Consider the following 13,123-nt stretch of genomic DNA (forward strand, 5'->3'; position numbering starts at 1 on the left):
GCCAGCAGCTCCGCGTCCGTCACCTTCGGCGCCGTCACCCCGGTGATGGCGCCGAAGGTGACGGACGCGGAGCTGCTGGCCGTCTGGGAGAAGTGGAAGGCGGCCCGCTCCCGCAACGACCTGGCCGCGGCGGGAGCCGCCCAGAAGGAGCTGCTCACGCTGCGCGAGGAGGTGCTCGCCTCCGACCTGGAACCCCTGAGCATGGGCTTCGTGCGCGAGGCCGGGGTCCGCCGTCGCGCCGGGGACCTGAAGGGCGCGCTCGCGCTCCTGGACGTGGCCGTGGCCCTGTCGCCCGGGCTGCCCGCCGCGCGCTTCGCCCGGGCGGAGACGTACGTGGTGGAGGATCCGCTGAACGTGCCGCGCGGGCTGGGCGAGTGGAAGACCGCCCTCGTGACGCTGCTCGGAGACGCCCGCTACCGCCGGCCCGCGCTCACGGACCTGGGCGTGCTGGTGCTCGCGGCGTGGGCGGCCACGGCGGTGGCGGTGGTCGCGGTGCTCTTCCTTCGGCGGATCCGCTACGCGCTTCACGACTTCCACCACCTGTTCCCCCGGGCGGTGACGCACTGGCAGTCCGGGCTCCTGGGCGTGATGCTCCTGGCGCTGCCCGCGGTGCTGGGCGCGGGCCTGGTGCCGGTGCTGCTCCTGCTCTTCGCCTCGGTCGCGCTGTACGTGGGCCGCGCCGAGCGCTGGGTGGCCGCCGTGCTGCTGATGGGCCTGGGCGTGATGCCGCTCGCCGCGGGGACGCTGACGCGCTTCACCGTGTTCGCCGGCACGCCCGCGGAGGACGTCTATCTCCTGGAGCGCGGGGGCCTGTCCGCGGAGGGCGCGGCGGCCCGCGTGCGCGCTCGCGCGGAGGCACGCACCGCCCGCTTCCAGGAGCTGGGTGCGCTCGCCTGGTACGAAGCGCGCCGGGGCCTGCTGGAAGAGGCGCGGGCGGACTTCAAGGCCGCCTCCGCCCTCAAGTCAGGCGACGCGCGGATGCTCACGCGCTTCGGCAACGCGCTGATGGGTCTGGGCGACGTGGACGGCGCGGTGCTCCTCTACACGCAGGCGTCCAAGGCGGATCCGTCCATGGCGGCGCCGCACTACAACCTGGGGCAGGTGTACCGGCGCCGGGCCCGGCTCCTGCCGGATGATCAGCTGGGCAAGGAGCTGGACCGCTCCACCTCCGCCATCGCCCAGGCGCAGGCCCTGGACAACTCGCTCCTGCGCCGGGATCCGCCGCCGGAGGACCGCCCCCTGCTCAACCTCCTGCTGCTGGCGCCAACGGTGCCGGAGCGCGACTGGATGGGCCTGGCGGACGGCACCCAGGAGGGCGCCCGCGTGGAGGACCAGGTGGGCCGGTGGCTGTCACCCATCCTGCCGGCGGGCCCGGTGGGCTGGGGGCTGACCGCGGCGCTCGCGGCGCTCGTCGCCGTCTTCGGGGAAGCCTCCTGGCGCATGAAGGCCTCGCGCGGCTGTGAGCGGTGCGGAAACGCCGTCTGCCTCCGCTGCGACAAGGACCTGTCCGTGGGCGGCGCGATGTGCGGCCAGTGCGTCCACGTCTACGCGCGCAAGAGCCAGGTGCCCAAGGAGTTCCGCTCGCGCAAGCAGGGCGAGGTGGACCGCCACCATGCCTGGACCAAGCGCGTGACGTACGCGCTGGGCAGCCTGGTGTCCGGCGCGGGCCACGTGGGCACGGGCCTGCCGGTGCGGGGCGCCCTCTATGCCTTCCTGTTCAGCTTCGCCGTGGCCGCGCTGGTGCTCCACCGGGGCCTCGTCCGCACGCCTTACGGCGACGCGCCGCTGTACCTCAAGCTCGTGCCCGCGGGCACGGTCCTCTTCTTCGTCTACCTGCTGACCCTGCGCGGCCTGCGCCGCCATCAGCGGGGGGAGGCCTGAGCCATGGCCCTCAAGGGCACCCTCAAGGACTTCGGCATCGGTGACATCCTGCAGCTGATTGGCCAGCAGCAGAAGACGGGCACGCTCCACCTGCGCAACAAGGACCAGGAGGTGCGCGTCGGCTTCCAGGACGGCCACATCATCAAGGCCGAAAGCCTCACCCGGAAGCGCAAGGAGCTCATCGGCGCCATGCTGGTGCGCGCCGAGATCATCACGGAGACGCAACTGGAGGCCGCGCTGGAGGTCCAGAAGCGCACCCTCAAGCGGCTGGGCGACGTGCTGGTGCAGAGCCACGCCCTCACCGCGGAGCGCTTCCAGCAGATGGCGCAGCTCCAGGTGACGGAGACGCTCTACCGCCTCTTCACCTGGAAGGCGGGCACCTACGAATTCATCCAGGAGCCCGTGGAGCCCGGCCCCGAAGGCATCACCCCGCTGCGCGCGGAGACGGTGCTGATGGAGGGCTTCCGGATGGTGGACGAGTGGCCCGTCATCCGGAAGCGCATCCACCGCGACGACATGACCTTCGAGCGCGTCAAGGCGCTCCCGCCGCCCCGCGCCCACGCAGACGAGGGCGGAGAGCTGGGCGTCATCGGTCCGTCGGAGCGCCACGTCTACGAGGAGATCGCCGTGGGGCGCGACCTGCGCCGCATGGTGGACCTCTGCGGCCTGGGCGAGTTCGAGACCTGCAAGGCGCTCTACAACCTGGTCAAGGGCGACTACGTGCGCGCCATCGACCCGGAGGGCCGCGCGCCCGTGCCGGAGGACACCCGCTTCCTCGCCCGGGTGGCTGGCCCCCTGGGCCGCATCGCGGTGACCATGGCGGTCATCGCGGGCCTGGCCTTCATCGCGTCCCGCTGGGTCGGGGGCAGCGGGCACGAGCCCGGCGCCTCCCGGTTGGGGGATCCCGCGGCCCAGCGTCAGATTGCCCACGCGCAGCGCGTCCGCATCGAGGCCGCGCTGGAGGTGTTCCAGTTGGAGAAGGGAACCCTCCCCGAACGGTTGGATGCTTTGGTGGATGCCGGATTGTTGGGTCCGGAGGAACTGCGCTACCCGTGGCGGGAGGAGTACTATTACCGCCGCACGGCCGCCCGGCAGTTCATCCTCCTACCGCCCGTGCGCTAGCCCGCGGGCAGGCTCGCCGTCGAGAGATGGCGGGCGAGGGGGGAGGGGCGGCGTTAAATTGAGGGCGAGCGATCACTGAACGAGGAATGACGCGCATTGCGAAATCCCGCCACGCTGGAAGTGCCCGCAGCTCGCGCTGAAACCACCCCCACCTCCGCCAAGGTGGACGTCCGTGACAACGAGACGACCCAGGCCCTTTGCGGAAACCAGAACGAAAACCTCAAGCTGATGGAGCGGCGCCTGGGGGTCCGGGTGGGGCAGCGCGGTACGGAGCTGCTTCTCTCGGGGCCCGCGGACGCGGTCGCCTTCGCCGTGCGTCTGGTGGAGAACCTGGAGGAGATGATCCGCGCCGGGCGCACCGTCTACCGGGAGGACGTGGAGCAGGCCATCAAGGTCCTGGGCCGCGGCTCGGAGTCGCTGCAGGAGGTCATGCTCGGCACCGTCCTCAAGAGCTCCGGCAACCGGCAGATCGCCCCCAAGAGCATCGCGCAGAAGCGCTACGTGGACGCCATCCGCGCCCACGACATCGTCTTCGGCGTGGGCCCCGCCGGCACCGGCAAGACGTACCTCGCCATGGCCATGGCGGTCGCTTTCCTCCAGGAGCGCAAGGTCAAGCGCATCATCCTGGCGCGCCCCGCCGTGGAGGCCGGTGAGAAGCTCGGCTTCCTCCCCGGCGACCTGGCGGAGAAGGTGAACCCGTACCTGCGCCCGCTCTACGACGCGCTGCACGACATGATGGCCGTGGAGCGCGCCCAGCACCTGGTGGAGCAGGGCGTCGTGGAGGTCGCGCCGCTCGCGTTCATGCGCGGCCGCACCCTCAACGACGCCTTCGTCATCCTCGACGAGGCGCAGAACACCACCGTGGAGCAGATGAAGATGTTCCTCACCCGCCTGGGCTACAACAGCAAGGCGGTCATCACTGGCGACGTGACCCAGGTGGACCTGCCCACGGGCAAGCTGTCCGGCCTGAACCACGCGCGCTCCGTGCTGCGGAACATCGAAGGCATCCACTTCTCGGAGTTCTCCGACGTGGACGTCGTGCGCCACCCCCTGGTGCAGGAGGTCATCCGCGCCTACGAGCGCTCCGAGGCCGCCCAGAAGGAGGCCCAGGCCGCCGCCCCTCCGGCGGAAGGCTCGGAGTCCTGAAGTCGTGACGCCGCACCCACCACCCCCGCTCCCAGCCTTGCGCCGGGACGGGGGTGGAGTCGTTGGGTGGCCTACACTGCTGCCTGTTGGCTTACCCGCAAATTTCGCAGAGCGAACTGGCGTCCAGGCGGCGGCTGTCCCACCCTCACGAATTTTCCCCGTCGCTGCTTCCTTCTAGGGAGCCTGACGTCTTCGCAGGGTAGGAGTTCCCCCATGGCCGATCCCGAATCACCAACCCCCGGGCCCAGTCCGCTGGACGCGCTCGCGGTCCGCCTGGGGCTCGGGCGGCGTGGGGAGTGGGGCCGGCGCGTCGTGCAGGCCCTCTTGCTGCTCGTCGTCTCCGTGGGAGCGGGCTTCGTCATCTCCCCGGGGCTCTACAGCCAGCAGATTCCGGCGCTCACCGAGGAGAACCTGGGCAAGCCCTTCCGGGCCAACTCGCCCGCCGGCTTCAAGGCCGCGCGCGACTACGACATCGTCCACCAGTCGATGACGGAGCAGCGCCGCCGCGAGGCCCGGAGCGCCGTGCGCCCGGTGTACGACCTCAACCCGGCGGTGGTGGGCAACCTGCGCACGTCCGTGCGCGCGGCCTTTGCCTCCGCGCGCGAGCACCTGGAGGAGGAGAAGGACGCCCGCGCCGAGGAGACTCCGCAGGAGGAGGGCCAGGCCAGGCGCCGCCGCCCCGCGCCGCTCACCCCGGAGGCCCTGGAGCGCCAGCGCCGCGACCGCGAGGAGATGCAGGCCCGGTTCCAGGAGCAGCTCATCGGCCAGCGGGACGCGGGGCTGGAGTCGGAGGACTTCCAGGCGCTCGTCGCCAACGGCTTCTCGGAGGAGGCGGAGACCGCCACCCTGGTGCTGCTCGACCGGGCCTACCGCGCGGACGGCAGCCAGGTGTACGTGGCCGGCTCGCGGGATGAGCTGGTGCGTGAGGCGCCCCAGGGCCTCACCGTGCGCGACGTGCAGCACAAGAACGAGGAGACGCTGCCCGCGGGCGCCGCCCAGGTGGTGGACATGCGGGAGGCGCACCAGGAGCAGGACCGGTTCGCCTCCGTGCCCGGCAACGTGATGCCGGAGGCCCCGGCGGTGCAGCGCCGCGCGGTGCTGAGAATCGCCAAGCGGCTCGTGCGCCCCAGCCTGACCATCAACATCGCGGAGACGGACCTTCGCCGCCGGCTCGCGGGCGACGCGGTGAAGGACGCCGTCATCGCCATCAAGAAGGGCCAGCGCGTCATCGGCGACGGCGAGCTCGTCAACGAAACGCACCTCGTCATGCTGCGTGGGATGCGCGCGCAGACGGACCGCCTGGACCTGCTCCAGTTGCAGGTGGGTGGCACGGGCCTGGTGGCCCTGCTGGTGGTGGCCTTCTACGGCTTCTGCCGCGCGGCCTTCCGCCGCTTCCGCCCCACGCGCAAGGACGGCGTGCTGCTGGGCCTGTTGCTGGTGGGCCTCTTGGGCCTGCTCCAGGTCTGGGTGTCCATCGCGGACGCGGTGCAGGACCGCTACACGGCGCTGCCCATCGAAGCGTTCTATTACGCCTTCCCGGTGGCGGCGGGCGCCATGCTGGTGCGCTTCATCCTCACGCAGGAGCTGGCGCTGTTCTTCGCCATGGTCATCGCGTGCCTCGCGGGCGTGATGCTGGGCAACTCGCTGGCGTTCGGCATCTACACGCTGGTGGGCTCGCTGGTGGCGGCGGACCGCATCGTCAAGGCGAAGGACCGCGTGGGCATCTTCCGCGCGGGCCTCGTCACCGGCGTGGCCAACCTCATCGCGGTGCTCTTCCTGTTCCTCGTGGAGGGCAAGGGCCTGGCCGGGGACACGCTCATCACCGCGGTGTGCGCGTTCTTCGGCACCGCGCTCGCCGTGCCGGTCATGGTGATGGCGCTGACGCCGCTCATCGAGGCCACGTTCGGCTACGCGTCGGACATCAAGCTTTTGGAGCTGGCGAACCTGAACCACCCGGCGCTCAAGGAGCTCATCGTCCAGGCGCCCGGCACGTACCACCACTCCATCATCATCGGCACGCTGGTGGAGAACGCGGCGGAGACGATTGGCGCGAACCCCCTGCTGGCTCGCTCGTGCGCGTACTACCACGACATCGGAAAGGGCCGGAACCCGCTCTACTTCGGGGAGAACCAGAAGGGGGAGAACCGGCATGACGGGCTGGCGCCCGCGATGAGCGCGGTCATCATCAAGCGCCACGTGACGGAGGGCCTGGAGATGGCCCGGCAGTACCGCCTGCCCAAGCTGGTGGCGGACGCGATTCCCCAGCACCACGGCACGCGCACGGTGGGCTTCTTCTTCCACAAGGCCCTGAAGGAGCAGGAGGGCAAGGAAGGCGCGCCCCCCATCGACGAGAGCATCTACCGCTACCCGGGCCCCAAGCCGCAGTTCCGCGAGGCGGCGCTGGTGATGATCGCCGACGCGGTGGAAGCCTCCACGCGCTCCATGCCGGACCCCACCAGCGCGAAGCTCCAGGCGCAGGTGCAGAAGATCATCAACATCATCTTCTCCGAGGGCCAGCTCGACGAGTGCGACCTGACGCTCAAGGACCTGAACCTCATCGCCCAGTCCTTCCTGCACACGCTGGAGGGCATCTACCACACGCGCCCCGTCTACCCGGCGGGCGCCATGGGTGGGGGCAAGGGCGGAGGCGCGCCGCTGATGATGGCGCCCGCGCCCGCCAAGACGGAAGCGAAGGACACGAAGGTGCGAACGGCGGGCATGTCATGAGCCGCAAGGTGGAGGGCGTGAAGCTGCGCAAGGGCAAGGTGATTCCGCGCGACGACGGCAAGCGCATCGAGGAGTTCGTCGGCGTGGCCAGCACGCAGACGGAGTCCGCGTCCGTGGCGCGCATGCGGGCGCCGCCGGGCTGGAGCGAACCTGCGCAGATGCCGGAGTTCGATGAGGTGGTGCTCGTCCTCACGGGTGAGCTCACCCTGGTGGTGGACGGCAAGCGCGAGCGCATTGGCGCGGGCGAGGTGGGCCTGGTGCCGCGCGGCAAGCGCGTGGTGTACCGCAACGATTCGCAGGGCGCGTGTGACTACTGGTCCATCTGCGCCCCGGCGTTCCGCGTGGAGCTGGCGCACATCGAGAAGCCGGCGCCCAAGGCGAAGGCCGCGGACAACCACGTGACGGTGCAGGTGGCGCACGGCCAGGGAGCGGACTACGAGCGCCTGCTCACCACCTGGTCCCGCGACTACCTGAAGCGCCTGGGCCTCACCGACTGCGAGCTGTCGCTGTCGCTCGTGGGGGACCGGGCCATCCGCCGGCTCAACCGCACGTGGAGGCAGAAGGACAAGGCCACGGACGTGCTGTCCTTCCCCGCGGGCGACCTGCCCAAGGGCACCCCGGGCCCCCGCCCGCTGGGCGACGTGGTCATCTCCCTGGACACCGCGAAGCGGCAGGCGAAGGAGTACGGCCGCACGCTGGAGTCGGAGATGGGCCGCTACCTCGCGCATGGCCTCCTGCACCTGTTGGGGCACGACCATGAGAAGCCTCGCGACGCGAAGCGCATGGCGGCCCTGGAGGAGCAGCTCCTGGGTGAGCGAGGCATGGTGGCGGACTCGCTGACCATCGACTCGCGCGCCCGCCGCGCGAAGCTCATCTGAAATCCCCGCCGGGGGGCTTGCGGCCCCCCGTGCCTCGTGTTGGATGGAACGATGCCCCGCCTGTCGTCGCTCATCGTCGCAAGCCTGTTGGGTCTCCTGCTGTCCGCGTCCCCCGCGCGCGCCGCGTCGGTGCCGCCGTGGGGCACGGGCGAGAGCCGGGGCGAGGACCTGTCCATCTGGCTGGTGACCTTCAGCCCCGGCGACGACGTCTTCTCGTGGTGGGGCCACGGCTCGCTGGTGGTGGAGGACCGCGCCCGCAACATGCAGCGGCTCTACAACTACGGGATGTACTCGTTCGACGACCAGACGGTGGTGCGCTTCGCCAAGGGCCGCCTGGAGTTCTGGGTCGGTGAGTCGAGCGTCAACGGCACCTTCCGCTTCTACAAGTCGCTGGGGCGCGACGTGCGTGTGCAGGAGCTCAACCTCACGCCGCAGCAGCGCGTGACGGTGGCGAAGAAGCTGGCGGACAACGTGCTGCCGGAGAACCGCGACTATCTCTACGAGCACTACAGCGACAACTGCGTCACGCGGCTGCGCGACATGATCGATGTGGCCGTGGGCGGCCGGCTGTCCGAAGCGGAGAAGGCCCCGGCCCGCATGACCCTGCGCGAGCACACGCGGCGCTACACGGCGGTGAGCCCGCCCGTGAGCTTCCTGCTCGACTTCATGATGAATGACTCCATCGACAAGCCCATCACCCGCCGCGAGGAGGCCTTCCTCCCGGACGAGCTGGAGCAGCAGGTGGCGGAGCTGAAGGTGCCGGGCCCGGACGGGCAGCCGGTGTCGCTGGTGGAGAAGCAGTGGGACTACTACGCGTCACCCTCGCGCCCCCGGCCTCCCGCGCAGCCCCCGAACTTCGGTCCGTGGATTCTCGCGCTGGGTGTGCTCCTGGGCGGCGCCGCGCTGGGCCTGGCCGCGTGGGAGAAGAAGGGCAGCCGCGCGGCGCGCATCCTCCTGGGCCTGGAGAACGTGGTGGTGGGGCTGGTGCTGGGCATCCCCGGACTGGCGCTCGTCATCATGTGGGTGGGCACGAACCACGTCGTCACGCACCACAACGAGAACCTCTTCCTCGCGAACCCGCTGACGCTCCTGGCCGTGCCGTACGGCCTGCGCCTCACCTGGAACAGCGCGAAGGCGCGCGCGCGGCTCAAGTGGGTGTGGAGCCTGCTCGTGGCCACGGGCGCGCTGGGGCTGGTGCTCAAGGTGCTGCCCTGGTTCGACCAGGACAACTGGCGCGCCATCGCGCTCATCCTGCCCATCTCCCTGGGCATGGCCGGCGCGTTCTGGCTGGACCGGCTCCGGGCGCTCGTGCCAGGAACGGCGCGCACGCCGCCCCGTCAGGATGCGCAGGTGTCCTCGCTCAAGGCCTCCTGAAACACCCCGGCTTTCCCAACTGTTTCGCAACGAAGGAGACGACGAACACCATGGCGAACGATTCGATGGAGAAGATCCACGCCCTGAAGGAGCGCCTCAACGCGCTCCGGGGGCATCTTTGACCTCGACCGCAAGCGGTCCCGCATTGCGCTGATCGAGCGTGACTCCACGCAGCCCGACTTCTGGAACGACAACACCAAGGCCCAGGGCCTGCTGAAGGAGAAGTCCACGCTGGAGGCCAGCGTGGGCGCCTTCGACAAGACGCTGCGCGGGCTGGACGACGCGCAGACGCTGCTGGAGCTGGCGGCGGAGATGAACGACGAGGCGAGCGCGCAGGAGGCGGAAGGCACGCTCGCGTCGCTGGAGGGCGAGGTCGCGAAGCTGGAGCTGGCGCGGATGCTCTCCGGCCCGCAGGACCGCAGCAACTGCTTCATGGACATCAACCCGGGCGCGGGCGGCACGGACTCCATGGACTGGGCCGCCATGCTCCTGCGCATGTACACGCGCTACGGTGAGACGAAGGGCTGGAAGGTCGAGATCAGCGACGCGTTGCCGGGCGAAGAGGCGGGCTTCAAGAACGTCTCGCTGCGCATCGAGGGCGAGAACGCCTACGGCTACCTCAAGGCGGAAGTGGGCGTGCACCGGCTCGTGCGCATCAGCCCCTTCGACGCCAACGCGCGCCGGCAGACGGCCTTTGCCTCCGTGGACGTGTACCCGGAGGTCGACGACAGCATCCAGATTGACCTGCCGGAGAAGGACTACGAGTTGAAGTTCATCCGCGGCAGTGGCGCGGGTGGCCAGAAGGTCAACAAGACGTCGTCCACGGCGCAGCTGCGGCACCTGCCCACGGGCATCATGATCACCTGCCAGACGGAGCGCTCGCAGTCGGCCAACAAGGACATGGCCTTCCAGATCTTGCGCGGCCGCCTGTACGAGCTGGAGATGAAGAAGCGCGACGCCGAGCGCGACGCGGCGGAGGCGGCCAAGAAGGACATCTCCTTCGGCTCGCAGATCCGCAGCTACGTGCTGGCGCCGTACCGCATGGTCAAGGACCTGCGCACCGGCGTGGAGACGGGCAACGTGGACAAGGTCCTGGACGGCGACCTGGACGAGTTCGTCACCGCGCAGCTCCTGGGCGTGAAGAACCCCAACCGCAACGCCGCCGCGGACTAAGGGCTCGCAAGCCCCGTCCGGCTGCATCCCACCCCTCCCGGGCCTTGAGTCCGGGAGGGGTTTTCCATGTCCGGGAACTTTTTTCCGGGGCCGGTGTCAGGGGGCGGGGCAGGGCGGTGCGGTAGGATGGAGTAGGCCCTACACGGGGAGGCGCGGGTGGCACCGGGCGGAGTGCTCGACGTCGGACAGCAGGCCCTGGCCCCCAAGGCCCTGGCCGACCCGCGCCGCGAGGAACAGGCGCTGCTCGTCCGGCTGCGGCGCGGCGACCCGGAGGCCTTCGAGTCGCTGGTGCACCAGCACCAGGACCGCCTCTACGACTTCTGCTTCCGCATGGTGGGCGACCGCGAGGAGGCCCACGACCTGGTGCAGGAGATCTTCGTCAGCGTGCACCAGCACGTCCGGCGCTTCCGCGAGGACGCGCGCCTGTCCACGTGGCTGTTCCGCATCTCCAAGAACCACTGCCTCAACCGGCTGAAGTACCTCCAGCGCCGGGGGCGGGGCCGCTCGGACGTCTTCGACGAGGCGAGCGCCGCCGCCATCGCGGAGGGCGGGGGAGCCCCGCCGCAGCCGGACGCCGCCCTGGACGCGGCGCGTGAGCGGGCCCGGGTGCAGCGGGCCATTTCCCAACTGGACCCCGATGCGCGCATGCTGGTGGCGCTGCGAGACATCGAGGGCCTGAGCTACGACGAGATTGTCGACATCACCGAGCTGCCCGAGGGAACCGTGAAGAGCCGGCTCCACCGGGCACGCGAGAAGCTGGCGGACCTGCTGGGGCGCTTCGAACCATGAGCGGCGGCGGGTGGAGGTCAACGGACGTGGAACCGCGATTGGATCACCGGGAGGCGAGGGCGCTGTTCCTGGCGCTCGCCGATGAACAGCTGGCCGCCCCCCAGGAGCAGGCGGTCCGCAGCCACCTGGACGGCTGCGAGGAGTGCCGCCAGGGGTGGGACCGGTACGCCCGCACGGTGGAGCGCGTGCGCACGGTGGAGCGGGAGAAGGCCCCCCCCGCGCTCGCGTCGCTCGTGGCCGCCCGCGTGCGCCGCCAGCGCCGTTTCGGCCTGCGCGGCCTGCACCTGGCGCATGCCCAGCACCGCTTCCCAGTGGAGATCCTCATCCCGCTGCTGCTGGCCGCGGCGGTGGGCGCATTTCTCTTGATGTCTTCCTGACGGTCATTTCCGGGGCCGTCACCCCCTGGGATGCGTTGCGTACCGGGGGAGGCTTGGCTACGGTGCCGCGCCTTTCATACGAGCGCGTCATGGCCGACACCGAGAACAAGACCCCCCCAGGTGAGAAGAGCGGCGAAGCGGTGGACTCCAGCTCCAAGGAGCAGGAGATCTACCAGCAGCGGTTGGACAAGGCCGCGAAGTGGCGCGAGGCCGGCTTCAACCCCTACGGCAACGGCTACGCGCCCAAGGACGTGGCGCAGCGGCTCCACGACGACCACGGCCAGAAGACCGCCGAGGACCTGGACAAGGAAGCCCCCCAGGCGGACGTCGCCGGCCGCATCGTGGCCATGCGCTCGTTCGGCAAGGCCGCGTTCATCAAGCTGCGCGACCGCTCCGGCGAAATCCAGGTGCACGTGAAGAAGGACGCGCTGGGGGACCTCTACGAGGTCTTCAAGCAGTGCGACCTGGGTGACTTCGTCGCGGCGCAGGGCACCGTCTTCAAGAGCAAGACGGGCGAGCTGTCCATCGCGGCCACGAAGTTCATCCCGCTCACCAAGTCCCTGCGCCCCATGCCGGAGAAGTGGCACGGCCTCACGGACGTGGAGGTCCGCTACCGCCAGCGCTACCTGGATCTCGTCTCCAATCCGGACGTGAAGCAGGTCTTCCTGAAGCGCAGCAAGCTGGTGAAGTTCATCCGGAACTTCCTCGACGGGCGCGACTTCGTCGAGGTCGAGACCCCGATGATGCACCCGCTGGTGACGGGCGCGGCGGCGCGGCCGTTCGTCACGCACCACAACACGTACGACGTCGACCTCTACATGCGCATCGCGCCCGAGCTCTACCTGAAGCGGCTCGTGGTGGGCGGCATGGAGCGCGTCTACGAAATCAACCGCAACTTCCGCAACGAGGGCATCAGCACCCGGCACAACCCGGAGTTCACGATGCTGGAGTTCTATCAGGCGTACGCCACGTACGAGGACCTGATGGACCTCACGGAGGAGATGCTCGCGGAGGCCTCCCGCCACGTCACCGGCGACTCCAAGGTGAAGTACGGCGAGCACACCATCGACTTCGGCAAGGGCTGGAAGCGCATCCCCATGCCGGAGGCCGTCCGGGAAGCCGTCCCCAGCCTGTCCGACAAGGACATGGTGGACGCGGACCGCCTGCGTCACGAGCTGCTCAAGACGGTCCACTCGGAGGCGGAGCGCCGCGCCGTGGACGCCATGAACCACGGTGAGCTGGTGGGCGCCCTCTTCGAGGCCCACGTCGAGCACACGCTCATCCATCCCACCTTCATCACCCAGTATCCCACCGCCGTCTCGCCGCTCGCCCGCCGCAACGACCAGAACCCGGAAATCACGGATCGGTTCGAGCTCTTCGTCGCGGGCCGGGAAATCGCCAACGCCTTCTCCGAGCTGAACGACCCCCTGGACCAGAAGGGCCGCTTCCAGGCCCAGCTGGACGCGAAGCAGCGGGGCCAGCAGGAGACCATGGACTACGACGAGGACTACATCCGCGCCCTGGAACACGGCATGCCGCCCACGGCCGGTGAAGGCATCGGGATTGATCGCGTCGCCATGTTGTTCACGGACGCCGCCAGCATTCGCGACGTGATTCTCTTCCCCCTCCTCAAGCCGCTGGCGAAGTAGCCACGAG

At 69.9% G+C, this 13,123-nt stretch carries 10 protein-coding genes; all 10 read left to right on the forward strand.

The genetic code is table 11. The features are described 5' to 3' along the window. Positions 1–1,881: tetratricopeptide repeat protein (locus D7Y21_RS19145; RefSeq protein ID WP_147469326.1), on the forward strand; the 1,881-nt coding region annotated here is incomplete at its 5' end. 3 nt (positions 1,882–1,884) lie between these two features. Further along, positions 1,885–3,003, forward strand: coding sequence for a DUF4388 domain-containing protein (locus tag D7Y21_RS19150; protein WP_121714877.1), 1,119 nt, complete (start codon positions 1,885–1,887; stop codon positions 3,001–3,003). A gap of 96 nt (positions 3,004–3,099) precedes the next feature. Then, entirely contained in the window at positions 3,100–4,149 is a 1,050-nt protein-coding gene (locus tag D7Y21_RS19155) for a PhoH family protein (RefSeq protein ID WP_121714879.1), read from the forward strand. A 213-nt stretch (positions 4,150–4,362) separates the two neighbouring features. Continuing rightward, on the forward strand, positions 4,363–6,876 hold the full coding sequence (locus tag D7Y21_RS19160; RefSeq protein ID WP_120567704.1) for an HD family phosphohydrolase: 2,514 nt from the start codon (positions 4,363–4,365) through the stop codon (positions 6,874–6,876). Next, positions 6,873–7,754 (forward strand): rRNA maturation RNase YbeY, encoded by an 882-nt coding sequence (ybeY, locus tag D7Y21_RS19165; RefSeq protein ID WP_199735446.1) that lies wholly within the window; start codon positions 6,873–6,875, stop codon positions 7,752–7,754. Before D7Y21_RS19160 ends, ybeY begins: the two co-directional genes overlap by 4 nt. A gap of 51 nt (positions 7,755–7,805) precedes the next feature. Then, entirely contained in the window at positions 7,806–9,128 is a 1,323-nt protein-coding gene (locus tag D7Y21_RS19170; RefSeq protein ID WP_121714882.1) for a DUF4105 domain-containing protein, read from the forward strand. A 50-nt stretch (positions 9,129–9,178) separates the two neighbouring features. Then, positions 9,179–10,301, forward strand: a protein-coding gene (gene prfB, locus D7Y21_RS19175) for a peptide chain release factor 2 (protein ID WP_233587644.1) whose coding sequence is annotated in 2 segments (ribosomal slippage) — positions 9,179–9,247 and positions 9,249–10,301 — 1,122 coding nt in all. Because the reading frame shifts where the segments join, the coding sequence is not laid out codon by codon here. Positions 10,302–10,457: 156 nt separating this feature from the next. Next, entirely contained in the window at positions 10,458–11,090 is a 633-nt protein-coding gene (locus D7Y21_RS19180) for an RNA polymerase sigma factor (RefSeq protein ID WP_120567702.1), read from the forward strand. Next, entirely contained in the window at positions 11,087–11,467 is a 381-nt protein-coding gene (locus D7Y21_RS19185; RefSeq protein WP_120567701.1) for an anti-sigma factor, read from the forward strand. Before D7Y21_RS19180 ends, D7Y21_RS19185 begins: the two co-directional genes overlap by 4 nt. 89 nt (positions 11,468–11,556) lie before the next feature. Then, a complete protein-coding gene (gene lysS, locus D7Y21_RS19190) occupies positions 11,557–13,116 on the forward strand; it encodes a lysine--tRNA ligase (RefSeq protein WP_121714884.1) in 1,560 nt (519 codons plus the stop codon). Positions 13,117–13,123 lie beyond the last annotated feature (7 nt).

Source organism: Corallococcus sp. AB045 (genome assembly GCF_003668895.1).
Lineage (GTDB): Bacteria > Myxococcota > Myxococcia > Myxococcales > Myxococcaceae > Corallococcus > Corallococcus coralloides.